Origin of the sequence: Haloferax gibbonsii (assembly GCF_001190965.1) — an archaeon.
GTDB lineage: Archaea > Halobacteriota > Halobacteria > Halobacteriales > Haloferacaceae > Haloferax > Haloferax gibbonsii.
Window position 1 is genome coordinate 1,388,768 of record NZ_CP011947.1, and the last position, 22,766, is coordinate 1,411,533.

The 22,766-nt window shown below is 66.1% G+C and carries 20 protein-coding genes; 9 read left to right on the forward strand and 11 right to left on the reverse strand.

Annotation, left to right across the window (positions count from 1 at the left end; genetic code table 11):
• Nucleotides 1–120: 120 nt before the first annotated feature.
• The gene (locus tag ABY42_RS07340) at nucleotides 121–1,365 is read right to left on the reverse strand and encodes a LeuA family protein (RefSeq protein WP_231608308.1); all 1,245 of its coding nucleotides are present in this window, start codon (nucleotides 1,363–1,365) and stop codon (nucleotides 121–123) included.
• A gap of 357 nt (nucleotides 1,366–1,722) precedes the next feature.
• Between ABY42_RS07340 and ABY42_RS07345 the strand changes: the two genes are divergently transcribed.
• The 3 genes from ABY42_RS07345 (at nucleotide 1,723) to ABY42_RS07355 (ending at nucleotide 3,327) form a co-directional block, all read left to right on the forward strand.
• The gene (locus ABY42_RS07345; protein WP_004976976.1) at nucleotides 1,723–2,010 is read left to right on the forward strand and encodes a DUF5779 family protein; all 288 of its coding nucleotides are present in this window, start codon (nucleotides 1,723–1,725) and stop codon (nucleotides 2,008–2,010) included.
• A gap of 115 nt (nucleotides 2,011–2,125) precedes the next feature.
• Entirely contained in the window at nucleotides 2,126–2,812 is a 687-nt protein-coding gene (locus tag ABY42_RS07350) for a hypothetical protein (protein ID WP_050459072.1), read from the forward strand.
• Nucleotides 2,812–3,327: a hypothetical protein gene (locus ABY42_RS07355; protein WP_050459073.1), complete on the forward strand. Its 516-nt coding sequence runs from the start codon at nucleotides 2,812–2,814 to the stop codon at nucleotides 3,325–3,327. Before ABY42_RS07350 ends, ABY42_RS07355 begins: the two co-directional genes overlap by 1 nt.
• A gap of 63 nt (nucleotides 3,328–3,390) precedes the next feature.
• Here the strand turns inward: ABY42_RS07355 and ABY42_RS07360 are convergent, their stop codons facing one another.
• Nucleotides 3,391–3,603 carry a ribbon-helix-helix domain-containing protein gene (locus ABY42_RS07360; protein WP_004976972.1) on the reverse strand — a complete coding sequence of 71 codons (213 nt, stop codon included), beginning with the start codon at nucleotides 3,601–3,603 and terminating at the stop codon, nucleotides 3,391–3,393.
• 138 nt (nucleotides 3,604–3,741) lie between these two features.
• On the opposite strand from ABY42_RS07360, the gene ABY42_RS07365 reads away from it, so the two are divergent.
• Nucleotides 3,742–4,068, forward strand: coding sequence for a hypothetical protein (locus ABY42_RS07365; protein WP_004976971.1), 327 nt, complete (start codon nucleotides 3,742–3,744; stop codon nucleotides 4,066–4,068).
• A 58-nt stretch (nucleotides 4,069–4,126) separates the two neighbouring features.
• Here ABY42_RS07365 and aglJ read toward each other — a convergent pair whose 3' ends face one another.
• Complete coding sequence (aglJ, locus tag ABY42_RS07370; RefSeq protein ID WP_050459074.1) at nucleotides 4,127–5,035, reverse strand: S-layer glycoprotein N-glycosyltransferase AglJ; 909 nt, start codon at nucleotides 5,033–5,035, stop codon at nucleotides 4,127–4,129.
• Between the two features lie 111 nt (nucleotides 5,036–5,146).
• Here aglJ and ABY42_RS07375 point away from each other — a divergent pair, with 111 nt between their 5' ends.
• Both ABY42_RS07375 and ABY42_RS07380 read left to right on the forward strand, forming a co-directional pair.
• Complete coding sequence (locus tag ABY42_RS07375; protein ID WP_050459075.1) at nucleotides 5,147–6,301, forward strand: glycosyltransferase; 1,155 nt, start codon at nucleotides 5,147–5,149, stop codon at nucleotides 6,299–6,301.
• A complete protein-coding gene (locus tag ABY42_RS07380) occupies nucleotides 6,298–7,371 on the forward strand; it encodes a glycosyltransferase family 4 protein (protein ID WP_050459076.1) in 1,074 nt (357 codons plus the stop codon). Before ABY42_RS07375 ends, ABY42_RS07380 begins: the two co-directional genes overlap by 4 nt.
• Before the next feature lie 68 nt (nucleotides 7,372–7,439).
• Here ABY42_RS07380 and ABY42_RS07385 read toward each other — a convergent pair whose 3' ends face one another.
• The 3 genes from ABY42_RS07385 to ABY42_RS07395 form a co-directional block, all read right to left on the reverse strand.
• Nucleotides 7,440–8,882: a lipopolysaccharide biosynthesis protein gene (locus ABY42_RS07385; protein ID WP_004976960.1), complete on the reverse strand. Its 1,443-nt coding sequence runs from the start codon at nucleotides 8,880–8,882 to the stop codon at nucleotides 7,440–7,442.
• A 48-nt stretch (nucleotides 8,883–8,930) separates the two neighbouring features.
• Complete coding sequence (locus ABY42_RS07390; RefSeq protein ID WP_004976958.1) at nucleotides 8,931–10,328, reverse strand: sulfatase-like hydrolase/transferase; 1,398 nt, start codon at nucleotides 10,326–10,328, stop codon at nucleotides 8,931–8,933.
• 113 nt (nucleotides 10,329–10,441) lie between these two features.
• The gene (locus tag ABY42_RS07395) at nucleotides 10,442–11,854 is read right to left on the reverse strand and encodes a sulfatase-like hydrolase/transferase (RefSeq protein ID WP_004976955.1); all 1,413 of its coding nucleotides are present in this window, start codon (nucleotides 11,852–11,854) and stop codon (nucleotides 10,442–10,444) included.
• Between the two features lie 101 nt (nucleotides 11,855–11,955).
• Here ABY42_RS07395 and ABY42_RS07400 point away from each other — a divergent pair, with 101 nt between their 5' ends.
• Nucleotides 11,956–13,299, forward strand: coding sequence for a sulfatase (locus tag ABY42_RS07400; protein WP_050459077.1), 1,344 nt, complete (start codon nucleotides 11,956–11,958; stop codon nucleotides 13,297–13,299).
• Nucleotides 13,300–13,356: 57 nt separating this feature from the next.
• Here ABY42_RS07400 and ABY42_RS07405 read toward each other — a convergent pair whose 3' ends face one another.
• Together ABY42_RS07405 and ABY42_RS07410 are read right to left on the reverse strand one after the other, a co-directional pair.
• A complete protein-coding gene (locus ABY42_RS07405) occupies nucleotides 13,357–14,292 on the reverse strand; it encodes an alkaline phosphatase family protein (protein WP_231608303.1) in 936 nt (311 codons plus the stop codon).
• A gap of 106 nt (nucleotides 14,293–14,398) precedes the next feature.
• Nucleotides 14,399–15,322 (reverse strand): glycosyltransferase family 2 protein, encoded by a 924-nt coding sequence (locus tag ABY42_RS07410; protein ID WP_082220644.1) that lies wholly within the window; start codon nucleotides 15,320–15,322, stop codon nucleotides 14,399–14,401.
• Between the two features lie 134 nt (nucleotides 15,323–15,456).
• Here ABY42_RS07410 and ABY42_RS07415 point away from each other — a divergent pair, with 134 nt between their 5' ends.
• A complete protein-coding gene (locus tag ABY42_RS07415; RefSeq protein ID WP_050459078.1) occupies nucleotides 15,457–16,155 on the forward strand; it encodes a CatB-related O-acetyltransferase in 699 nt (232 codons plus the stop codon).
• Between the two features lie 36 nt (nucleotides 16,156–16,191).
• On the opposite strand, the gene ABY42_RS07420 is transcribed toward ABY42_RS07415, so the two are convergent.
• From ABY42_RS07420 to ABY42_RS07430, 3 genes are all read right to left on the reverse strand, one after another.
• Nucleotides 16,192–17,139: an alkaline phosphatase family protein gene (locus ABY42_RS07420; RefSeq protein WP_050459079.1), complete on the reverse strand. Its 948-nt coding sequence runs from the start codon at nucleotides 17,137–17,139 to the stop codon at nucleotides 16,192–16,194.
• Nucleotides 17,140–17,247: 108 nt separating this feature from the next.
• Complete coding sequence (locus ABY42_RS07425; protein ID WP_050459080.1) at nucleotides 17,248–18,693, reverse strand: sulfatase; 1,446 nt, start codon at nucleotides 18,691–18,693, stop codon at nucleotides 17,248–17,250.
• Between the two features lie 18 nt (nucleotides 18,694–18,711).
• On the reverse strand, nucleotides 18,712–19,431 hold the full coding sequence (locus ABY42_RS07430; protein ID WP_004976940.1) for a glycosyltransferase family 2 protein: 720 nt from the start codon (nucleotides 19,429–19,431) through the stop codon (nucleotides 18,712–18,714).
• 186 nt (nucleotides 19,432–19,617) lie between these two features.
• On the opposite strand from ABY42_RS07430, the gene ABY42_RS07435 reads away from it, so the two are divergent.
• Nucleotides 19,618–22,752 carry an oligosaccharyl transferase, archaeosortase A system-associated gene (locus ABY42_RS07435; protein WP_050459081.1) on the forward strand — a complete coding sequence of 1,045 codons (3,135 nt, stop codon included), beginning with the start codon at nucleotides 19,618–19,620 and terminating at the stop codon, nucleotides 22,750–22,752.
• The last annotated feature ends 14 nt before the right edge of the window (nucleotides 22,753–22,766 follow it).

Below are 22,766 nucleotides of genomic sequence, written 5' to 3' on the forward strand. Positions count from 1 at the left end.
CGTATGCCACACGTCCGTCCCGGCCGTAATAATGCTTTCGCGGCGGGCAACGATTGCACGCCGCGCGGGAGGTCGGACGCGAGCAGGGCGGTCGCCCCGTAGGGCCACAGCCCGGCGCCATCAGGCGCGGACCTCCTCCTCCGTGTCGTCCTCGTGGGTGATACCCACGTCGCGGGCGAACACCTCGAGCGTCGCGTCGTCGACGCGTTCTTTCTCCGCGCCGTGGTCTTTGACGCGGCGGGTGACCTCCCGGACCTCGGCGTCCGAGGGCTCGAACCCGATATCTGCGAGGCGCTTGCGTACCGAGTGCGTCCCCGTGTGCTTGCCGAGTACGAACTCGCGGGTCGCGCCGACCATCTCCGGGGTCATGACGCCCGGTTCGAAGGTGTCGGCGTTCTCGATGACGCCGGCGGCGTGGATGCCGCTCTCGTGGGAGAAGGCGTTGCGGCCGACGACCGGCTTGTTCGCCGGGACCGGGATGTCGGACGCCGCCTCGACGACGCGAGCCAGCTCGGTTATCTTCGTCGTGTCGATGCCGGTGTCGACGCCGTAGAGGGATTCGGCGGCCATGACGACCTCCTCGTAGGCGGCGTTTCCGGCGCGCTCGCCGATGCCGTTGACCGACACCTGCGCCTGTGCGGCGCCGGCTTCGAAGCCGGCCATCGCGTTCGCCGACGCCAGTCCGAAGTCGTCGTGCGCGTGCACGTCGATTCTCGCGTCGGTGTGTTCTCTGACCGTCGCCACCATGCGGGCGAAGCGAGTCGGCGTCGCCACGCCGCAGGTGTCCGGCAGGTTGATCCAATCGACGCCCGCCTCGGAGACGGCCTCGACGACTTCGATGAGGAAGTCCTCGTCCGTCCGGGTGGCGTCCATCGGCGAGAACATTACTTCAACGCCCGCGTCGCGGACGTGTTCGACACTGCGGACGGCCCGCTCGACGGCTTCCTCGCGGGAAGCGTGCATCGAGTCGGCCAACTGGACGTCGCTGGTGCTCACGAACGTGTGCACCATGTCCACGCCGGAATCCAGCGCGGCTTCGATATCCTTGTCGACGACGCGGGCCAACCCGCACGTCGTCGCGTCCGTCGAAGCAGCGATATCTGCGACTGCTTCGAACTCCGCTTCCGAGTTCACCGGGAACCCGGCCTCGATGACGTGGGTACCCATGTCGTCGAGGGTTTCGGCGATGTCGCGCTTTTCCTCGTAACTGAACGAGGTTCGCGGTGACTGTTCGCCGTCGCGGAGTGTCGTGTCGAAGATTCGTACGTCTTCGATTTCAGATTGTTGGGCTAATGTGCCCTGGAAGAACTCGACCCGCCGGGGAACCCGACGAATCCTCCGTGTCGTTGTGAGACATCGTGTCAGTGACGTGCCCGAACTCCTATTTAAACGTTTCTCCCCGACAGTATCACGAACGTTCAGCGGGTGTTGCGTGACAACTACTCTCGGGGCTAATCGCTGTACCTAAACGTCCTTATACGATATCATGACATATGTTGACTTGATATGTCCGCTCGGCGTTCGACGGCTCCTGAGCGATAATATAACTAAATAGAATTTAGAAACAAAATTTAGCACCCGGTGCGCGCGCTCTCGACTGGACAAACGTGGAGCAAACTGCGACTGTCGTGTGAAACGTGATACCAATGGGCGCGTTTGTGCCGTCAGAGCCGTTCGCGGCTCGACCGAACCCTTTTCTCGTCGCTCGACAACCGAGCGGGTATGGGCGATTTCAATCTCAACTTGCAGACGGCCGAAGAACACCTCGACGAGGACGACGCCGAGGGTGACGTGGTCCTCGGCGTCCTCGACGGGTCGACCCCGCCCGACGAGTGGGTCCAGTCCGTCGCCCGCGGAAACGTCCTCTTTCTCGCCATCGAGGGCGACCTCAACAAGCTCGCGTCGGGCTTCGCACGCGACATCAAGGATATGGGCGGCCAGCTGATGCACTTCCGGAAGTTCCTCGTCGTCTCTCCGCCGGGCGTGGACATCAACACGGACGACCTCTGACCGGGCGGCCCGCTTCGCGGTCTCCGCGGTCCCGACGAACGGAACGACCCGACCGGAACCGGGCGCATCGGCCGCGGGGAGAGTCCTTATGCGCCGCGCGCCCCACGATACTGGCATGCCGATGAAAGGTCGCGGCACTTCCGACCTCCGCGAAATCGACCGATGGGACCACGGCGTCGGATGGCTCGCGTACCCCGACGAGACGATGCAGCGGGCCAGTCACGCCGTCGAAGTCGACGGCGACGTGTGGCTGTTCGACCCCGTCGATGCCCCCGGCGTCGACGACCTGTTCGCCGAGTTCGGCGACGTGGCCGGCGTCGTAGTCGGACTCGACCGACACAAACGCGACTCGGCGGCCATCGCCAACCGCCACGAAGTGCCGGTCTACGTCGCCTCGTGGATGACCGGCGTCGCCGACGAACTCGACGCGACCGTCGAACGCTTCGGGGCCGACCTCGCCGACTCCGGCTTCGAGGCGTTCCGTCTCGTCGACCGCTCCGTCCCGCCGTGGCAGGAGGTCGGCTTCTATCACGACGAGTACGACCTGCTCGTCGTCCCCGAGACGCTCGGCACGGTCGGCTACTTCTGCGCCCGCGGCGAGCACCTCGGCGTCCATCCGATGCTCCGGCCGTTCCCGCCGCGGCGCGTGCTCTCCCGGTACGACCCCGAGCGACTGCTCGTCGGCCACGGCGCGGGCGTGCCCGTGAACGCGGGCGACAAACTCCGGACCGCACTCGGCAACGCCCGACGAAACCTCCCGAGCGCCTACTTCCAGGCGTTCACCTCGATGCTCTCGAACTGATGTCAGACGACACAACCGCCGTCGGCAACGAGAGCACGCCCGGAACCGAGACTGAGCCTGACCGCGCGACCGATGGAGCGGTCGACGAGTCGGAGCGACAGCGAGTCCACGTCACGCGAGGGCTCGTCGACGTGCTGCTCGATATGGCCGAGGAGGCCGAGCCGACGTCGGTGAACCTCGTTCTCGCGCCGACGGCCGCCGGCGAATTCGACGACGACCTCGGCCTCGACCCGGAGACGCCGGTGCTCACCCACTTCTACATGGCCGAGGCCGGCCAGTCCGTGAGCGCCGTCTTCGGGATGGACCTCGGGACGCCGGCCGGCCGCGGCCGCGCCCGCTTTCTCACCCACCCGCAGGGACCGTTCGAACTCACGGAGCGCGACGACCTCGCGGCCGTGGTGCTCCTCGCCGTTCCCCCGTGGGAGCGGCGGACGCTGGCCGCCTTCGACCGCGCCGGGCGGAAGTTGAAACTCGTCGTGCACGACGCCGAACCGCCGCAGGAAGAACTCGACTGAGCCGACCCCGTTCGGCCGGCCGGCGCTGCCGCCCCGCGGGTGGCGGCCGCTCGCCTCGGCAGACTACCGCAGATAGCCGAGGTCGGTCAGCTGTTCCGCTATCTCCTGAAACTCCGACTCAGAGAGGTCGCCGCCGGAGCGCTCGTGTTGGATGACGATGCTGCGAAGGAGGAACCGGACGAGGTCGCTCGTGCTCGAGAACGTGGTTCCTTCGAGCGTGTCGTCGACGCGAGCGGCCAACTCCTTCGGGATGGAGACCGTCGTGTACTCCGTCATGGCTCGAACGTCGCGCCGGGCGGGGTTAACCCCAACGGTGGGTCGCGAACCAAACGTCCGTCGCGGTTTTTCGGCGCTCACTGGCAGTATCACCGAAGGTCGGGGGTTTTTCCATGCGGGACATCCTATACACGTTCGATGGCCGCGAGACCGCCCCAAAACGATACGTCAGAGCCGGACTCAATCGAATTCGGTATTGCCGCGCTCGCCGCCGACGTCGACGCCGCAGACATCGACTACCCGGCAGACGCGAGAGCGATTGCGCGGGCGCTCGACGACGTCGCCGTGCCGATAGACGCCGCGGGCAACACGGTCGCGATAAGCGACGCCCTCGCCGCCGCGCCGAAAGACCGGTTCGACTCCCGCCGCGACCTCTTGGAGACGCTCCACCCCGTGTTCGAGGAGTTCCGCGCCAAGGCGTCGAAGAGTCTGATGGGGCGGCTCCGTTCGCTCGTCCCGTTCTGAAGGCGGTCTCGGTCGATTCACCCGGTTCCGACGCCCCGGCGCGAGCCGACGCCGACGCTCACTCCAGTTCTTCGATTCGTTTCATCTGCTCGCGGTGTAACGAGAGGATGAGGTCCGAGAGCACGCCGAACATCAGTAGTTGCACGCCGAAGAGGATGCCCGCCGCGGAGACGACGGCGATGACCTCGTGGGAGATAGAGCGGATGAACCACTCGTAGGCGACGTAGCCGGCGAGGCCGACCCCCGTCGCGGTCGACGTGAGCCCGACGCTGCCGAAGTAGAAAAGCGGGTTGTTGGTCTTGGCGCGGCGGTACAGTTCGAGGAAGATGATACCACCGTCGCGGACCGGGTTGAGGTTCGTGTCCGACCCGTTCGGTCGAGGATAGTAGGTCGTGGGGACGACCGTCGTCTCGATGCCGCGTTTCGCACACTCGACGGCCATCTCCGTCTCGATGCCGAAGCCGTCGGAGGTGAGCGTCATATCGAGGAACGACTCGCGGGTGAACGCCCGGTAGCCGCTGAGGATGTCGCGGAAGTCCTGGCCGTGGATGAACGCGAACGCTCGGTTGATGATGCGGTTTCCGACCTTGTTGAGCCGCGTCATCGCGCCGGGTCGCATGTCGGCGAAGCGGTCGCCGATGACGTGGTCGTACCCCTCGGTGAGCGGGTCGAGCATCTTCGCCGCGTCGCCCGCCTCGTAGGTGCCGTCGCCGTCGAGCATCAGGACGTACGTCGCCTCGATGTGCTCTTCGACCGCCTCCCTGACCGCCTGTCCCTTCCCGCTCCCGCGCTGTACGACGACGTGCGCGCCGGCCTCCTCGGCGAGTTCCCGCGTCCCGTCCGTGGAGTCGCCGTCGATGACGAGGACGTTGTGGAACCCCTCGTCTCGGTAGCTGGCGACGACCTCGGCGATAGTCTCCGCCTCGTTGTAGGTCGGGACGAGGACGCAAACGTCCGCGTAGTCCATCAGCGGGACATCCAGCGGACAGTATAAAAGGACTTCTGGATGTGTCCCCGCGAATCCGCGGGGCGAGAGCAACCTACAGCACTTTTATTCTTGGTGGGAAAACCACATTTCATGCGCGCACGCCTCCGTCGCCTCCTCGCCGCGACGTTCGGACTCCTCTCTCTGACGGGGGTCCCCTACCTCGTCTACCTCGCGTTGCTCCGGGTCGTCGACACTTCGGGGTCGCCCGCCCGGAAGTCCCCTGACGAGCCGACCGTGAGCATCGTCCTCCCGACCTACAACGAGGCGAGCATCATCGAGGCGAAGCTCGAAGACATCCTCGCGCTCGACTACCCGATGGAGAAGGTCGAGGTGGTCGTCGCCGACGCGAGCGACGACGACACGCCCGCTGTCGTCCGCGACTTCTTCGCCGGACGCGACGCCCCCGAACTGACGCTCCTCCACGACGACGAGCGTCGGGGGGTCGCACCCGCCCTCAACGAGGCGTTCGCGGCGGCGAGCAACGAACTGCTCTTCCGAACCGACGCCGACTCGAAGCTCGCCCCGGACGTGCTCCGGCAGGCGGCGGCGAACCTCTCGGACCCGACTATCGGCGCGGTGACGGGCCAACAGTCCGAAGTCCTCGGCGACAGCGAGGTCGAATCGGACTACCGCGGCATCCTCACGAAGATTCAGGGCCTCGAATCCCACCTCGACTCGACGTTCATCTTCCACGGCCCCTGCTTCGCGTTCCGCGCCGAGGACTTCGTCCCGATCTCCGACAACTCCCTCGCCGACGACACCGAACTCGCGCTCCGCATCCGCCGGGCCGGCAAGCGCGTCGTGATGGACCCCGCGATGGCGTTCACCGAGTCCGGCGTCTCCGAGTTCTCGAAGCGCCGACAGCGCAAGGACCGCCGGGCGATGGGCCTGCTCAAACTCCTCGTCCAGAACCGAGACATGCTCGGCCGCTACGGGTTCTACGGGACCGTCGTCCTCCCGTTCAACTGGTGGTTCATGGTCGTCTCGCCGTGGCTGCTCGCGGCGACCGTCGCGCTGGCGACCGCCGCCGGCGTCCTCCTCGCGGGGCCGCTCGGCCTCGCCGTGCCGGGTGCCGTCGCCGCCTTCGCGTGGGCGGGGCAGTCCGAACGCCTCGGTCCGCTCCAGCCGCTGTACGCCGTCTTCGACTCGCAGGTGTCGCTGCTCGTCGCCGCGGTCGAACTCCTCCGCGACGAGGGCGACGGCACGTGGGAACTCGACCGCGAGTCGAGGGAGTACTTCGAATGAACGTCCTCTACGTCACGACGCGGTATCCTCCGCACACCGGCGGCGTCGAGGCACACGTCGCCGAGCTCGCGACCCGGCTCGCAGCGGTGGGACACGACGTGACGGTCCTGACCGCCGACGCCGAGGGACTCACCCGCTCGGCGGAGTACCGAGACGGCGTCCGCGTGATTCGACACCCCGGCGTCGCCCCCGGCGGCGCGTTCCACGTCGCCCCGGAGATACTGGCGACCGTGCGCCGCCTCGCCCGCGGCGCCGACCTCGTCCACGCACACAACTACCACTCGCTTCCACTCCTGTTCGCGGCGCTCGGCACCGGCGCGGAGACGCCGTTTGTCGCCACCCCGCACTACCACGGCGGGAGCGCCTCCGACCTGCGAGACAAACTGCTGTCCGTCTACCGAGTCCCGGGCGGGTGGGCGCTCCGCCGCGCCGACGCCCGCATCGCCGTCAGCGACTGGGAGCGCCGGCAGCTCGAAGCCGACTTCGGCGTCGAGGCGACGGTGATTCCGAACGGTCTCGACGTGTCGCGGTTCGCCGAGGCGTCGCCCGACCCCGAGTGGGCGGACCGCGACTACCTGCTTTCTGTCGGTCGGTTAGCGGAGTACAAAGGCGTTCAGCACGTGATTCGAGCCCTCCCCGGCCTCGACTACGACCTCGCGGTCGCCGGCTCCGGCGACTACGGGTCGGAGCTGAAGCGACTCGCCCGCGAGGTCGGCGTCGAAGACCGCGTTCACTTCCTCGGTTTCGTCGCCGACGAGGACCTGCCGGGGCTGTACGCCGGCGCGGCGGCGTTCGTGACGATGTCGGAGTTCGAGGCCTACGGGATGACGGTCGCCGAGGCGCTCGCCGCGGGCACCCCGTGCGTCGTCCGCAACGCGGGAGCGCTCGTCGACTGGGCGGACCGCGACGACTGCGTCGGCGTCGACCCCGCGGCCCTCGTTTCGGGCATCGAGCGCGCGGTCGACCTCGACGCGCCGGCGGAACCGCTTCCGACGTGGGAGTCCGTGGTCGAGCGGACGACCGCGGTCTACGACACGGTCTGTCGCGGCGGCTGGAACGCGGCGCACTGAGAACCGAACCGGGTCGGGTCGGGTCGGACTGGGTTGATGCGGCGGCCCCCGACGCCGGCGTCGCTCGCTTACTCGCCCGAGAGCCCGGGGACCGTGTTTCTGACCGTCTCGCGGAAGTGGCTGCTCAGTCCGAGGAGCGCCGCGAAGTAGGCGACGGCACCGAACCCGACGACGAGCAGCAGCGAGACCCACCCGGTAATCGAGACGGCGTATTCGAGGACCGACCAGACGAGGGCAAACATGACCGCGCCGGCGACTGTCTGTTCGAGCATCGGACGCGTGAACACGACGCCGCCGAACTCGCGGTGGGCGACGTACTGGAAGACGGCGTGTCGAACGACCTCCGCGGCGACCGTGCTGGCGACGACGCCGACGAGCCCGTAGACGCTCCCGAGCGCGACCGCGGCCGGAAGGTGCAGGAGGACGATGAAGCTGTTCACCCGGAAGACGAGCTCCGGGCGGTCGGTGCCCTGTAAGACGGCCTCGAAGGGGTGGCGGTAGGCATTGCCGATCTGGAACAGGGTCATCCCGACGACCACGAGCACCGGCGTGTTGGCGAAATCGCTGCCGAACAGCGTCGTCACCAACTCCTTCGGCATCGCGGCCGCGCCGAAGAAGACCGGAATCGCGATGAGCCCCGCGTAGGAGATGGAGTTTATCAGGTCGAACCGCACGTCGCCGCCGACGGAGTCGACGCCGCTCGACTTGACGTTCAGCACGTTTCCGATGGTCGTCGCGAACATCGCCCCGGGCTGGGCGAGCTGAATCGAGACGGAGTAGTACGCGACCGAGGCCGGGCCGACGAACGCCTGGATGATGAGCACGTCGGCGCTGGAGTAGAAATTCGACAGCATCGAGGTCGGGACGCTCCACCGGGCGAAGTCGTAGATTCGCTCTGCGACCCGTTTCGTCGGGCGCGCGGGGAGAACGCGCGAGAGGACTGCGGCGAGGACGGCCGTTCCGACCGTCGCGATGGCCAGGCCGAGAACGAGCCCGAACGCCTCGAAGCCGAGCCAGTAAAAGAGCAGCTGGAGCGCGATGGTCAGGAGGCTCCGGATGCCGTCGACCCACGAGGAGACCGCCGGGTGACCCGTGCCGGCGTAGAGCTTGTTCGCGATGTTGAACAGTCCGAGCGACACCACCACGAGCACCACGCCGACGGCCAGTTCGCGGGTTCCGAAGTAGTCGACGGCGTAGGGCTCGAGGAGTACGTACGCACCGGCGACGACGAGCGAGAACGCGAGGTGCGCGAGGAGCGCCGTCCCGAAAAAGGAGCCGGGCTCGACGCCGACCTCGCTCACCCGCTTTTTGACCGCCGCGCCGATACCGCTCGGAACCTGCGTGAGGACGAATGCGGCGGCGAGGACGGTCCGGTACTTTCCCCAGCCGACGTCGCCGAGGAGGTTCGCGAAGATGACGACGCCGGCGAAGCCGGTACCGGCGGTGAGGACTTTCGAGAACAGGGAGAGGAACGCCTCGCGGCCGATGGAGAGGCTGTCTGTCTTTTTCATGGGAGGCTGAACGACCGGCGTGCGAGGGAGTGGTCAGTCACGGCTGGGTCAGAGATAGCCGAGTTCGCGGAGTCGGTCCGCCGTCGCGCCGTCGACGCCGAGTTCGTCTTCGGCGGACCGAGCGCGCTCCGCGTAGTCGGCGACGGGCATCTCGAAGAACGAGTCGTCGAGCGACTCGGCGTCGAACGGTTCGTCGGTCTCGGCCTGCCAGCACGGGCGGTCGGCGTCGAGACGGTAGGTCTCTCGACTCCCGTCGTCCGCCCAGACGAACTTGCGGTCGCCGTCGTAGACGGCGCGGAGCATCCGGTTCGTGTCCCGCGCCTGTTCGGCGAGCTTGTGCTGTTTGCCGCTGTGACCGATTCGCTCGACGGGAATCCGCGCGTCGGTCACGTCGGGGCGCTCCCCGCGGGCGAGGCCGACGAGGAGGTCGCCGAGCCGAAGGTGCGAAACGTAGCCGTCGACGACGTCGGTGCCCTCACCGGGCGCGTTCACGACCACGAGTGGGACGTGCGTCAGCGCTTCGTTGAGGCTGCTTTCGGTGTGACCCCACAGGCCGCCGTCGGCCTCGAACGCGAGGTTGTCGCCGTGGTCGGAGGTGACGACGAACGTCGTCTCCTCGTCTGTCGCCGCCCGCACCTCGTCGATGAACGAACACACTTTGCGGTCGAGGTAGTCGATGGCCGCGCCGTAGAGGTCGCGGTAGCGCGTCATCTCGGTCTCGTCGCCCTCGGCGACGATTCGCGACCAGTCGAGGCGCTCGGAGCTCCACGAGTTCGGCGCGTCGTGGAGACTCCCGTCGTAGCCGAGGATGTGCCGCAGGGGACCGTGGGCGTCCATGAAGTTCGTAAAGAGGAAAAACGGCTCGTCGGACGCGCCGACGAGGCGGTTTGCCTGCCCGATGAGCGTCTTCGCGCCGTCGTCCATCGGCTTCGGCACCGGCGCGGTCGCCAGCATGTTGTCAACTTGGACGGCCGCGCCGTTGAGGAGGCTCTGAACCGGCTGTTCGTGTTCGAGCGCGCGCCTGAGGAACTCGAGTTGTTTCCCGAGGCCGGTCTTCTCGCAGGACTGGCCGAACCGGGCCACGTCGATGCCCTCGGGGAAACGTCGGTCGGGAGAGATGTTGGAGAACTCGTCGAAGAAGCCGTCGAACCCGAACGACGACCCGGCCCAGACGTTGGCGCTCACGCCGAGCGCGCGGTGGTCCGGAAGCTCGGCGAGAAACGTGTCGTCGCGACCGATACCCGAGAAGTCGCGGTGGTAGGCGTGGACGCCGTGTTCGTGGGGGAGCGTCCCCGTGAACATGCTCGCGTGGCTCGGGGCGCTCCAGGTGCTGGCGGTTCGGCACTGGTCGTAGATGATGTCCGCCCGCTCCTGGAGCCGCGAGGAGAAGGAATCGAAGAAGTCCTTTCGGACAGTATCGAGACAGATAAGGACGACATTTCTCATACGTCGGTACAGGTGGGTGATGCGGCGGCCATAGAAAGGTTCTTCGGGACCGAAATCACGCCGAAACCGCCCGAAATCGGGAGGAAACGGTCGCCGACCGGCGCGTCAGCTGTTCAGATGTAGCCGAGGTCGCTCAGGCGCGACTTCGTCGTCTGGTCCACGTCGTGGTCGGTGCTCGCGGTGACGGCCTCGCGCTTGTACTCGTCGAGCGGAGCGTCGAAGAACGCCTCGTCGAGGTCGCCGATATCGACGTCCTCCGCCGCGAGTTCCTGCCAGTTCGGTCGGTCCGGGTCGAGTCGGTGGCGAAGCCGAGTCCCGTTGGAATCCCACTCGTACTTGTCGGCCCCGTCGTAGACGACGCGGATCATGCGGTCCCACTCGCGGCGCTCCGCCTCGGACGCGTCGGCGGCCATGTTGGAGCCGATTCGCTCGGCGGCGATGCGCGCTTCGAACACGTCGGGCGTCTCCCCGCGCGCGAGTCCGACGAGCAAGCGACCGAGGTCGACGTGCGAGAAGTAGCCGGTCTCGCTGTCGTCGTATCCCTCGGGCGCGTTGACGACGAGAAGCGGGACGTGGAGCAGCCCCTCCGTGAGGACGCCCTTGTGGGCGAGGAGGCCGCCGTCGGCCTCGAACGCGAGGTTCTCGCCGTGGTCGGCGGTGATGACGAACGTCGTCTCTCGGTCCGTCTCGTCCTGCACGCGGTCGATGAACGAACACACCTTGCGGTCGAGGTAGTCGATGGCCGCGCCGTAGAGCCCGCGGGTGTGTTCGATGTGCTCCCAGTTCTCTTCGAGTTCGCCGGAGACGTTGACCTCGTGGGTGCTGTACTCGCCCGTCGTCCACGAGTACGGCGCGTCGTGGAGGTCTGAGTCGTAGCCGCGGACGTGGGTGAGCGGACCGTGGGCGTCCATGAAGTTCGTGAACATGAAAAACGGGTCCGCGTCGCCGTGTTCGCGGACGAGCTTCACCGCCTCGCGCGAGACGATGTTCGCCCCGTCGTCGAGCGGCTTCGGCACGGGGAGCTCGGCGAACTGTCGGTCGAACTCGACGAGCGCGCCGTTGGCGAGGCTCTGGACCGGATGGTCGCTGGCGAGCGAGGCTTTCAGGAAGGCGAGGTAGCGGGCGAGCCCCGTCTCCTCACACTCCTGTCCGAACTTTTCGGCGTCGATGCCGTCGGGGAACCGCCGGTCGGGCGAGACGCTGGTGAAGTCGTCGAAAAGCAGGTCGAAGCCGAACGCGTCGCTGGCGTAGACGTTCGCGCTCGACCCGAACGCCCGGTGGTCCGGGAGGTCAGCGAGAAACGTGTCTTCCCGACGGAGCCCTGAGAAATCCCGGTTGTACACGTGAATCCCGTGTTGGTGCGGTAGTTTCCCGGTCATCATGCTCGCGTGGCTCGGAACGCTCCAGCCACTCGCAGCCCGACACTGGTCGAAAGAGGCGTCGGCCCGCTCGCGCAACCGCTCGGCGAACCGGTCGAAGTAGTCCTTCCGGACGGTGTCGAGACAGATGAGGACGACGTTTCTCATTTCGGGTTGTCGGCGATTCTTCGCCGGAGGTTATAGCACCTTCGAGTGTGCCGACCGCTGAGCAACAGATATTTGAACGCACCTGCCACACCACCGAAGCAATGAACACCGTGTTGATCACCGTCGACGCGCTCCGGGCCGGCCACGTCGGCCAGTACGGCTACCAGCGGGACACGCTTCCGGTCCTCGACCGCCTGCTCGACGACGACTCGACGCTGTTCACCGCCGCCTTCGCCAACGGTACCAACACGGGAATCTCGGTGCCGTCGCTTCTCACCTCCCGGTACCGCGGGGACGAACACGCCCGCGACGGGCCAAACATCGCCTCTCCGCTCCCCGACGAGGTATCGACCGCCGGCATCCATTCGAACACCTATTTCGCGAGCCGCGTCCCCCGCCCGGCCGACTTCGACCACTTCGACGACTTCGGCATCATGGACTCCGAGGACTCGGGGTCGCCGTCGGCGGCCCACAGGCTGTTTCGGCGGACGATGGACCTCGTCCGTCCGACGGTCGAGTCGCTCGGGATACGTCCCCTCGCCGAACGGATTCAGGAGGCCGTCTTCCCGGCGTCGCTCATCATGGAGCAGACGGTGTACGAGAACGCCGAGAAGACGACCGACCGGGCCCTGGAGTGGCTCGACGGCGTCGACGGCGATTTCTTCCTGTGGGTCCACTACATGGACCCACACCGCCCCTACGGCATCGACCTCGAGGACCCGGCGTACGCCGAGCCCGCCGACGAGTCGGAGATTCGCCGTCTCATGTCCAAGGCGGGAATCCACCCCGAAGACGTGACCGAAGCGGAGCGTCGGCGAATCGTCGACCTCTACGACTCGGATATCCGGTACACGTCCGACCACATCGACCGCTTCCTCGACGGGTTGCAGTCGCTCGGCCGCTACGACGAGACGGATATCATCCTCACCGCCGACCACGGCGAGGAGTTCGCCGACCACGGGAACTACTACCACCGGAACCGCCCCTACGACGAACTGACGCACGTCCCGCTCGTGGTGAAGTCCGACCGCGGCGACGGCGGGGTCGTCGACGACCAGCGCGAACTCCTCGACCTCGCGCCCACGGTAGCGCGAAACCACGGCGTCGAACCGCCGAGCGCGTTCCGCGGAACCGACCTCTTCGAGGGCGGTCCCCGGCGGGTCGTCTCGACCGGATCGTTCAGCGACGCCGGCCCCGTCGTCGGCGTCCGCGAGGACGGCTGGAAGTACATCGCGGTCGACGGCGAGGAAGACGAACTGTACGACCTCCGTGCCGACCCCAAAGAGCGCGAGAACGTCGCGGCCGACCACCCCGACCGCTGTGCCTCGTTCCGGTCGGAGATTCCGCCGCACCTGCTGCGCGAGACGACCGAGGGCGTCCCGGAGGCCGACGACGTGAGCGAGGACGTACAGAAGCGACTCGAAGAGCTCGGATATATGGATTGACCGCGAGGAGACGTCGTCAGCGGCGATAGCGTGGTGTCGTCCCGCTACGACGGGACGCTACAGGTAGCCGAGCGAGGAGAGCTTGCTGTCGAGACCGACATCGTCGGGGTCGGTGGATGCGGCGGGCGGCTCGTGAGTTCCCTCGTCAGTCGCCTCGGTGACGACCCACGGAACGCGAATGAGTTCCGGGACTGGAGTCGATCTGTGGTGGCCGTACAGTCCCCACTCGCCGAAACACTCGCCGTGGTCCGACGTGAGTATCACCCGCTCCGCATCGAGGTTCGAGAGGAGGAGTTCGAGGTCGTCGAGCGCCCAGCGTAGGTTGTCTAGGTAGCCCTCCCACGCCTCCTCGCGAGTTATCTTTCCGTCGAGAATCGCGCCGAATATCCCGGACCGGTCGTTCGCGTCGTCCTCGATGGCGAGCGCCCCGCAGTCGTGCTTCTCGAAGTGCGGGTACGGCGTGTGCGGCTGTTGGTACTGGATAATCGTTCGCTCTGGATCGAGTTCGCGGTGAGCCGCTATCGAGCGGTTCGTCACCGTCCGCGGCCGGACGCTCCCGATGTCGGCCTCCCAGGCGTCCCGCCACACCTCGTCCAACAGCAACCAGTCGTTGGGGTCGAGCATGGCGTCAGAGTTCGGGTTGAACGTGACGAACGCCGTCTGGTCCATCTCCTCGCGATACTCCTCGGTGAAGTTGTACCGCATGAACTCGCGGGAGTTCGACCCGAGCGAGGTGGCGGTCGGGACGCGACCGTTGGGGAGGAAGTCGTACTCCGATGCGACCGCTTCGAGGGCGTCGGGACGGCACGTGTCCAAAATAATCAGCGCGTCCCAGTCCCGCTCGTATATCGGTCTCCCAAGTCGTGGAGCGTGCGAATACGCCCGCCGAACCGCGCCTCCCAGTAGCTCCGCGGCGCTGACTTTCGCCGCGGTCCCGAGGTTCAGATTCTGATAGTACCACCGTGCGTTAGATGCCCAATCGCCAAGCCCCATAGGAGACACTCCCTTCAGGGGGTTTTGAACGTTTCTCCACAGAAATACAGTTTGATAATCAGGCACCGAGTATCCCACCGGTCGGCGCGAGACGTTCCAGCGTCGGTCACGTGTCGGCGTACTCGCAGAACGCCTTCCTGCCCGCCTCGCTGAACTCGTCGCAGTCGACCTCGAAGCCGTAGTGGGCTTCCATCTCGGGGAGCGTCATCCGCGTCGCTGCGATGCGCGCTTCGAGCGCGCCCTTCCGCCGGAACTCCGCCGGGGCCTCGTGTCGTTCGAGCGGGAGCGATTTCAGGTAGGCGTACGGGAACGTCGCGAGGTCGTAGAGGCGCTTTAGGACCTCGCGGGGGAGGCTCCGCGGTCGCTCGAAGATGTAGTGGTGTTCGTGGTGGAGCGTCCACCGAATCGCGCTCCAGAAGGAGACGCCCGACTGGAAGTCGGTTATCTTCCCGTGGATGTCGCGGCTGATTTCGCCGCGCAGGTCGAAGTCGTAGCCCAGCGAGTCCGAGACGTGACCGTGGTCCAGCCAGATGAGCGCGTCGCGGGCGTACAGCCGTCGCCAGTGGTCGCGGTCCTCTGCGCCGCCCACGTCGTAGTACGGCACGTCGAGCAGGAGTCCGCGGGGGGCGATGTTCATCCCGCGCCCGCTGAGGAAGAAGGGACGGTCGACCTGCGCCTCCAGCGCGTGGAATATCTCGACGAAGTCCTCGATGACCCCCTCGTGGTAGTAGTCGTCCGTGTCGAGCGATTCGAGGACGTACTCGCCGCGGGACTCCTCGAAGGAGATGTTTCGGTCCCCGCCGAGCCAGTCGCACTCGTCCGACCGGTCAAGAACCGCCCGCAAGTTGTCGAATTCGGCCTCCAGCTCGCGGAGGATACCGCGGCTACCGTCGGTCGAACCGCCGTCGACGACGACGACCTCGTACAGTTCCTCGTCGACCTGCTCAACCATGCTCCGAAGCGACTCCTCGATGGTCTCGGCCATGTTGTAGTTACAGACCGCGATGGAGTAGCGAGGGGAACTGGACATACTCAGAGTGCCCCACACGAGGTTAAAAATCAACTGTCCGGTCGTCATCGCAGTCGCGTGCTCATCGCCCTTTCCTATCAATGTTGATAACTGAAGGGCAAGGGTAATATAGTACCACGCGGAGACTCCGTACAATGCGGAGCATAAAGACGACTGTCGAATCCGTGGTTTCGCGGCTTGGTTACCCCGAGATCGCCACGACGCTCATCGACAAGTCGCCCGCGGAGACGAACTTCTCACGGGGGCGGAACGTCGGCATCGAATCCGGCTGTTCGATGCGAGGAGATATTTCACTCGGTGACGACGTGCACGTCGGTCCCGACTGCGTACTCAACGGGACGGTAGGTCTCGGACGGGGGACGAATCTCAACGGTCGGAACACACTCAGAGGGACCGTCGATATCGGACGGTACTGTGCCGTTGCCCCCGGCGCGGAGTTCCGGTCGCAGAACCACACGACCGCGAATCCGACGCTGCAATTGAAACTGTACCGACAGGTCACCGGCGACGAGTTGGCGTGGACCTCGAAAGGAGACATCGACGTCGGAAGTGACGTGTGGATCGGTTCGAACGCGACCGTCCTCTCGGGAGTCTCTATCGGCCACGGCGCAATCGTCGGCGCGGGGGCCGTCGTGACGAGCGACGTAGAGCCCTACGCGGTTGTCGCGGGCGTCCCCGCCGAACGAAAGAAGTGGCGGTTCGACGAACACATCCGAGAGGAACTGCTCGACACGGCGTGGTGGAACTGGTCGGAGGAGAAGGTGGCAGAGAACAGACAGTTCTTCGAGACGGACCTCACGAGCATCGAGAGCGTCTCCGACGTGCTCGGGTGAGACTGCCGAACGAATTCGAATCGGAACCCCGGCTGACTACTTGTAGCCGAGATTCTCCAGTCGCTCCGTGACCTCCGCGGAGGTGGCGCGGCTGCTGGACTCGACGCCGTCGTCGGTGATAGTCGGCCGCTCGCCGTCGAGGACCGCCCACGGGACCGTCACGAGGCCGGGGTGGCGGTGGTACGGCAGGTGTTGGTGGTAGGTGAACGGCAGCGGCCACGACTTCGCTTCGACCACGTTGCCGTGGTCGGACGTGAGGACAATGCGCTCGTCGAACGCGTCGATGAGCCGTTGGACCTCGTCCATCGCGTAGGTCAGGTTCTCGCCGTACGCCTGCCACATCTCTTCTTCGTCGACGATGCCCTTGGCCGCGGCCTCGAAGACGTTTCCGGCGCGGTCGTCGCCGTCCATGTCCAGGTCCTCGAACAACTGGTAGGTACAGAAGTGGAGGTCCGGGCGGCCGACGAACGGGACGTGCGGTTGCATCAGGTGAACGATGAGCCGCTTGTCAGGGTACTCTTCGCGCGCTCGAATCGCGGCGTCGATGATGGGTCCGGGGAGAATCGCCTCCACGTCGTCGTCGTAGGCGTCCTGCCACACTTCGAGGAGCTTGTGCCACTTGTCCGGCACCTTCTTCGAGACCTGCGGGTTGCCCGAGACGTAGACGATGTCGCCGTACTCGTCGGGGAACGAGACCGGGAGCCACTCGGGAGTCGCACTCGCTCGACTGGTCTCCGCGCGGTAGTCGTCGAACTGGTCGAGGTCGACGAACTCCTCGAAGAGGTCGGCCCGGCACGCGTCAAGGACGACGAGCGTGTCCCAATCCGCGTCGACCACGTCGATTCCGCGCCTGCCCGGATACAGTTTCGTCTGAATCGCCCCGTTTCCCCGCCGCATCAGCGTCCCCCGCCACCAGTTCAAACTCCGGCCGTTCTCGGCGATCTGCGAGAGGCCGTATTTGATCCGGTCGAATGCGTTCGACATAGAGGACCGGACCCAACCGACCAAAGAAAAACTTTCTATGGCTTCGGAACGGGGCGGGCCACGACGACGACCCGCCGTCACACCGGCCCCGCAACCGTAGACGCCCCGCTACAGGTACCCTAAGTCCTTCAGGCGCTCTTTCGTTGCACCCTCGGCGGCATCGATGCCCTCGCTCTCCTCGCGGACGCCGAGGTCGTCGAACGCGCCGAACGTCTCCGAGACGACGCCGTCGTCGGTATCGGCGGCCTTCCACGCGGTCTTCGCGTCGAAGATGCGAACCGTGCTGGCGGCGTCCTCCCAGGCCTGATACTGCACCACGCCCTCGTCGGTCGTCTCGTAAACGGTCCGTGAGACGCCTCCGTAGGGCATGACGGACCCACAGAACTCCTCGGCGAGCGCCTGTGAGGGTTCGTCGAGGCCGTGGGTCGAGGCGACGACCGCCCCGTCGTCGGGGACGAACGCGTCGCGGTCCCACTCGCCGTCGAGGACGGCGTCGACCACGCGCGGGAACTCGGTGAGCGAGGCCGCCGCGGAGACCGTCTCGGAGTCCGCCTGCCCGGGGAACTTGACGACGAGCGGGACGTGGAGGACCGCCTCGTGTACGTCCTTGCCGTGGCCGGCGAGTCGCACATCGGGCTTGACCTGACTCTTCTCGCCGAAGCCCTCGCCGTGATCGCCGGTGACGACGATGAGCGTGTCCTCGTACTCGCCGCGCTCTTTGAGCGTCGAGACGAGGCGTTCGATTTGGGCGTCCATCTGTCGGATGGTTCCGTCGTACAGCCCCTCCATGGCGCGTTTCTCCCACCAGGGTCGGTGGCCACCGAGGTACTCCCACACCTGGTCGTCGACGTCCTGTTGGAGCTTCTGGAGGCGTTTCCCGCCCCAGTTGTCGTGTTCCGGGCGGGGTTCGTACGGCATGTGGCCGTCCATGAGGTTGATGCAGGCGGCCCACGAGTCGTTCCGCGTCTCCTCCCAGTCCAGAAAGAGGTCGACGTACACGTCCGCGGGCGTAGTCGCCTTCAGCGAGTCGGGGAGGTACTGCGGGTAGTCCCACGCGAGCTTCGTGACGACCCCATTTGCGAGCGACTTCGCCGGGTGGTCGTGGGACAGACACCGCTTGAGGTAGCCGGCGTAGTTGCCCTGTCCCTCGGTGAGCACGAAGTTGCTCGGGTCGAGACCCTCGACGTACGGGATGTTCCGCGCGCCCTCGACGGTCTGGAAGGTCTCTTTCAGTCCCACGTCCATCTCGGTGACCCACGTGTTCTCGGAGAAGATGCCGGTCGAGTAGCCCTCCTCGTCGGCGAGCCGCTCGAAAATGGTGTGTCCGGGTTCGAGCTTGTTTTTCGCGCCGGTGACGCCGTGTTCGGCGACGTGGTAGCCGGTGAAGATGCTGGTGTGGCTCGGCAGGCTCCACGAGCCGGGGCTGATACCGGTCTCGTAGACCGTGGCCTCGTCGGCGAGCGATTCCAAGAACGGGGTCGTCCGGTGTTCGTGGCCGTGCAGGCTAGTGTTGCTCGCACGGACGCTGTCCATGATGAGGAGTAGGATATTCATGATTCGGAGGTCTGAAACTCAGTGGTCGAGCGGTGCGTCGTCGGTGTCGCTGAGCGAGAAAACGTCACCGGCCCACGACGCGTCGTACTCGATTTTCGACGGGGAGATGACGTTCACCTTCGCGAGCGCCAGTTTGAGCGCGGGGACCGCGACCTGCTTCGGGTGGCGCTTGAACAGGTAGAACAGCCATTCGAGGTGGGTCCCCACGTCGAAGTCGGACTCGGTGTCGTGGTGCGGGACGATGCGACGGGGCAGGCGGTGAACCTCCGCGCCGGCCTTCTCGGCGCGAATCGCGAAGTCTGTGTCGCCGCCGTGTTCGCGGTGCTCGTCGAAGCCACCGACGCGCTCCCACAGGCTTCGGTGAAATATCATGAATCGCGTGAGCGTCCACCGCATGGGCCAGAAGTCCTCCAGCCCGACGACCTGGAACTCGTGCATCGAGTCGACGAGGTGTGCCGCGAGCCGAGTGGGGAAGGTGATGTCGTCGTCGGCGACGATTATCCACTCGTTTTCGGCCTCCTCGATGGCTCTGTTTCGCGCGTAGTTGCGGCCCTTGTCGGTGCGGACGACGACGTCGAGCCACTCCGGGGCGGTCTCACTGGAGTAACATCGCTCTCGGTTGCTCGCGACGACGAGCGACGCGTCGGAGAGCGTGGCGGTCACGTCGAGCGCCCGCGCCGTGTCGTCGCGGTACGACGCGCCCTCGTGGCTCCTGTCTTCCGTATCCCCGTCGGCCATACTGAGTGCTATCAGAAGGTCCCGTATAAAGAGTGTCGTTCGCGCGGGTCGGCGCTTGATCGGCCGCGAAACTGCGACCTGACGGCCGCAAAACCACGCTGAATCGGGTCTCGACGGGAGCGAGCCCGTCTCGCCGATGAAACCGAGTCATAAGGCTTATGCGGGTTTTCCCAGTCCATCGAAGCGATGAGCGCAGACACAGAGCGCATCGAGGGCCCCGACTCGAAGTCGGTCCTCGACCTCGCCAAAGACTGGTATCACGTCCCCGCCCTCCTCGTGATACTGGTCGCCATGTTGGCCGTCCGTCTTCGGTCGTATAGTAACTTTATCAGGGACGGTGATGTCCTCTTCTCCGGAAACGACGCCTGGTATCACCTCCGAGAGGTGACGTACTCCGTCCAGAACTGGCCGTCGACGATGCCGTTCGACCCGTGGACCTACTTCCCGTTCGGGACGAGCGTCGGCCAGTTCGGGACGGTTTACGACCAGATTATCGCGACGGCCGCCATCGTCGTCGGCCTCGGCAGTCCGTCGGCCGACCTCGTGGCCAAGACGCTGCTTGTCGCGCCGGCCGTCTTCGGGGCGCTCGTTGCCATTCCGACGTTCCTCATCGGCCGTCGTCTCGGGGGTCGCCTCGGCGGCATCTTCGGGGTCGTCATCCTCGCTTTGCTCCCCGGGACGTTCCTCCAGCGCGGCCTCGTCGGCTTCGCCGACCACAACATCGCCGAGCCGTTCTTCCAGGGCTTCGCGGTCGTCGCCATCATGATCGCCCTCACCGTGGCGAACCGCGAGAAGCCCGTCTGGGAACTCGTCGCCGCCCGTGACTTCGACGCCCTCCGCTCCACCCTCATCTGGTCCGCGCTCGCCGGCGTGGGCATGGCGCTCTACATGTGGGCGTGGCCGCCGGGCGTCCTTCTGGTCGGTATCTTCGGCCTGTACCTGGTCCTCCAGATGGTCGCCGACTACGTCGGCGGACAGTCCCCGGAACACGTCGCGTTCGTCGGTGCGGTCTCGATGCTCGTCACCGGCCTCCTGATGTTCGTCCCGCTGACCGACTTCTCGTTCAGCGTGACGAACTTCAGTCTCCTCCACCCCGTGTTCGCCTTCGGTATCGGCGCGGGCGCGGTGTTCCTCGCTGCGCTGGCCCGGTGGTGGGAGTCCAACGACGTCGACGACCGCGGCTACCCCGTCGCGGTCGCCGCCCTCGGCCTCGTCGCCGTCATCGGCACGGCCGTCGTCCTCCCCGACGCCTTCCGCCAGGTGAGCGTCAACTTCCTCCGCACCGTCGGCTTCAGCGCCGGTGCGGCGACGCGCACCATCGGCGAGGCACAACCCTTCATCGCCGCGAGCGTCCTGCAGAACAGCGGCATGACCGCAACCGAGCGCATCATGTCCGAGTACGGCTTCACGTTCTTCACCGGCCTCGTCGGTGCCATCTGGCTCGTCGGCAAGCCGCTCGTCCGCGACGGCGACACTCGGAAGATCGGCTACGTCGCCGGCAGCCTCGCCGCCTTCGGCGTTATCTTCCTGATTCCGGCCATCCCGGCCGGCATCGGCGGGCTCCTCGGCCTCGAATCCTCGCTCGTCAGCCTCGCCATCGCGAGCGCCCTCATCGTCGGCGCGGTGCTGCAGGCCGACTACGAGAGCGAACACCTGTTCGTCCTCGTCTGGGCGGCCATCATCACCTCGGCCGCCTTCACGCAGGTCCGCTTCAACTACTACCTCGCGGTCGTGGTCGCGGTGATGAACGCGTACCTCCTCCGCGAGATTCTCTCGCTCGGTATCATCGACCTCGCCGGCACCGACCGCCTCGACGACGTGTCGTACGGGACGGTCGCGGTCGTCGCCGTCGCCCTGCTTCTCGTCCTCACCCCGGTGCTCGTCGTGCCGATTCAGCTCGGCAACGCCGGCACCAGCAGCAACGCCCTCCAGTCGTCCCAGACCGGACCGGGTACGGTGACGCAGTGGCAGGACAGCTTCGAGTGGATGCAGAACAGCACGCCCGAAGAGGGGCAGTTCGGCGGCGCATCCAACGAGATGGACTACTACGGAACTTACGAACGGACCGACGACTTCGACTACGCCGAGGGAACGTACGGCGTCATGTCGTGGTGGGACTACGGGCACTGGATAACGGTCCTCGGCGAGCGCATCCCGAACGCTAACCCGTTCCAGCAGGGCGCGACCGAGGCCGCGAACTTCCTCCTCGCGCCGAACGAGGAGCAGGCCTCCGACGTCCTCGCCGACATGAGCGAGGAGGGTAACGAGACCCGCTACGTCATGGTCGACTGGCAGATGGCCTCGACCGACTCGAAGTTCGGTGCGCCGACCGTCTTCTACGACGAGTCGAACGTCTCCACGTCCGACTTCTACAGTACGATGTACCGCCTGCAGGAGCAGGAGGGACAGACGAGAGTCGCCGCCGTGTCGAGCCTCAAAGACCAGCGGTACTACGAGAGCCTGATGGTCCGGCTCTACGCGTACCACGGCAGCGCCCGTGAGGCGTCGCCCATCGTCGTCGACTGGGAAGAACGAACGTCCGCCGACGGCGAGACCACGTTCAAGGTGACGCCGTCCGACGGGCAGGCGGTCAGAGTGTTCGACAACATGACCGCCGCCGAGGAGTACGTCGCGAACGACCCGACCTCGCAGATCGGCGGCATCGGCACGTTCCCCGAGGAACGCGTCGCCGCCCTCGAACACTACCGCCTCGTGAAGTCCTCGAACAACTCGGCGCTCCGTTCGGGGTCCTACCAGAACTCGTTCATCCGGGCGGGCAACACCTACGGCATCCAAGCGCAGGCGCTCGTTCCCAACAACCCCTCGTGGGTCAAGACGTTCGAGCGCGTCCCCGGCGCGACGGTCGAAGGCAGCGGTGCCCCGGCCAACACGACGGTGACCGCCCGCGTCCAGATGCGCGACCAGACCACGGGCACGAACTTCACCTACACGCAACAGGCGCAGACCGACGCCGACGGTGAGTTCACGATGACGCTCCCGTACTCCACGACCGGCTACGACGAGTACGGTCCGGACAACGGCTACACGAACGTCGACGTCCGCGCGACGGGCGACTACACGTTCACCGGGCCGACGACCTTCGCCGGGAACAACACCATCGTCAGCTACCAGGCGCAGAACGTCGCCGTCGAGGAAGGCCTCGTCAACGGTGCCGAAGACGGAACCGTGCAGGTCACTCTCGAACGGAACGAACAGGAGTTCAACCTGACTGAGAACTCCGATTCAGACGACTCGCAGACGAACGAGTCGGCATCGACCTCGGCGTCAGTCGACGCCAGCGCGGTTTCGGTCGCCGCGTAAGGTTTCGAACCGGG

What these genes read in the sequence shown, in the direction of transcription:
- ABY42_RS07345 (WP_004976976.1), top strand. Translation starts at nt 1,723, where the DNA reads ATGGGCGATTTCAATCTCAACTTGCAGACGGCCGAAGAACACCTCGAC.
- ABY42_RS07350 (WP_050459072.1), top strand. Translation starts at nt 2,126, where the DNA reads ATGCCGATGAAAGGTCGCGGCACTTCCGACCTCCGCGAAATCGACCGA.
- ABY42_RS07355 (WP_050459073.1), top strand. Translation starts at nt 2,812, where the DNA reads ATGTCAGACGACACAACCGCCGTCGGCAACGAGAGCACGCCCGGAACC.
- ABY42_RS07360 (WP_004976972.1), bottom strand. Translation starts at nt 3,603, where the DNA reads ATGACGGAGTACACGACGGTCTCCATCCCGAAGGAGTTGGCCGCTCGC.
- ABY42_RS07365 (WP_004976971.1), top strand. Translation starts at nt 3,742, where the DNA reads ATGGCCGCGAGACCGCCCCAAAACGATACGTCAGAGCCGGACTCAATC.
- aglJ (WP_050459074.1), bottom strand. Translation starts at nt 5,035, where the DNA reads ATGGACTACGCGGACGTTTGCGTCCTCGTCCCGACCTACAACGAGGCG.
- ABY42_RS07375 (WP_050459075.1), top strand. Translation starts at nt 5,147, where the DNA reads ATGCGCGCACGCCTCCGTCGCCTCCTCGCCGCGACGTTCGGACTCCTC.
- ABY42_RS07380 (WP_050459076.1), top strand. Translation starts at nt 6,298, where the DNA reads ATGAACGTCCTCTACGTCACGACGCGGTATCCTCCGCACACCGGCGGC.
- ABY42_RS07385 (WP_004976960.1), bottom strand. Translation starts at nt 8,882, where the DNA reads ATGAAAAAGACAGACAGCCTCTCCATCGGCCGCGAGGCGTTCCTCTCC.
- ABY42_RS07390 (WP_004976958.1), bottom strand. Translation starts at nt 10,328, where the DNA reads ATGAGAAATGTCGTCCTTATCTGTCTCGATACTGTCCGAAAGGACTTC.
- ABY42_RS07395 (WP_004976955.1), bottom strand. Translation starts at nt 11,854, where the DNA reads ATGAGAAACGTCGTCCTCATCTGTCTCGACACCGTCCGGAAGGACTAC.
- ABY42_RS07400 (WP_050459077.1), top strand. Translation starts at nt 11,956, where the DNA reads ATGAACACCGTGTTGATCACCGTCGACGCGCTCCGGGCCGGCCACGTC.
- ABY42_RS07405 (WP_231608303.1), bottom strand. Translation starts at nt 14,292, where the DNA reads ATGGGGCTTGGCGATTGGGCATCTAACGCACGGTGGTACTATCAGAAT.
- ABY42_RS07410 (WP_082220644.1), bottom strand. Translation starts at nt 15,322, where the DNA reads ATGTCCAGTTCCCCTCGCTACTCCATCGCGGTCTGTAACTACAACATG.
- ABY42_RS07415 (WP_050459078.1), top strand. Translation starts at nt 15,457, where the DNA reads ATGCGGAGCATAAAGACGACTGTCGAATCCGTGGTTTCGCGGCTTGGT.
- ABY42_RS07420 (WP_050459079.1), bottom strand. Translation starts at nt 17,139, where the DNA reads ATGTCGAACGCATTCGACCGGATCAAATACGGCCTCTCGCAGATCGCC.
- ABY42_RS07425 (WP_050459080.1), bottom strand. Translation starts at nt 18,693, where the DNA reads ATGAATATCCTACTCCTCATCATGGACAGCGTCCGTGCGAGCAACACT.
- ABY42_RS07430 (WP_004976940.1), bottom strand. Translation starts at nt 19,431, where the DNA reads ATGGCCGACGGGGATACGGAAGACAGGAGCCACGAGGGCGCGTCGTAC.
- ABY42_RS07435 (WP_050459081.1), top strand. Translation starts at nt 19,618, where the DNA reads ATGAGCGCAGACACAGAGCGCATCGAGGGCCCCGACTCGAAGTCGGTC.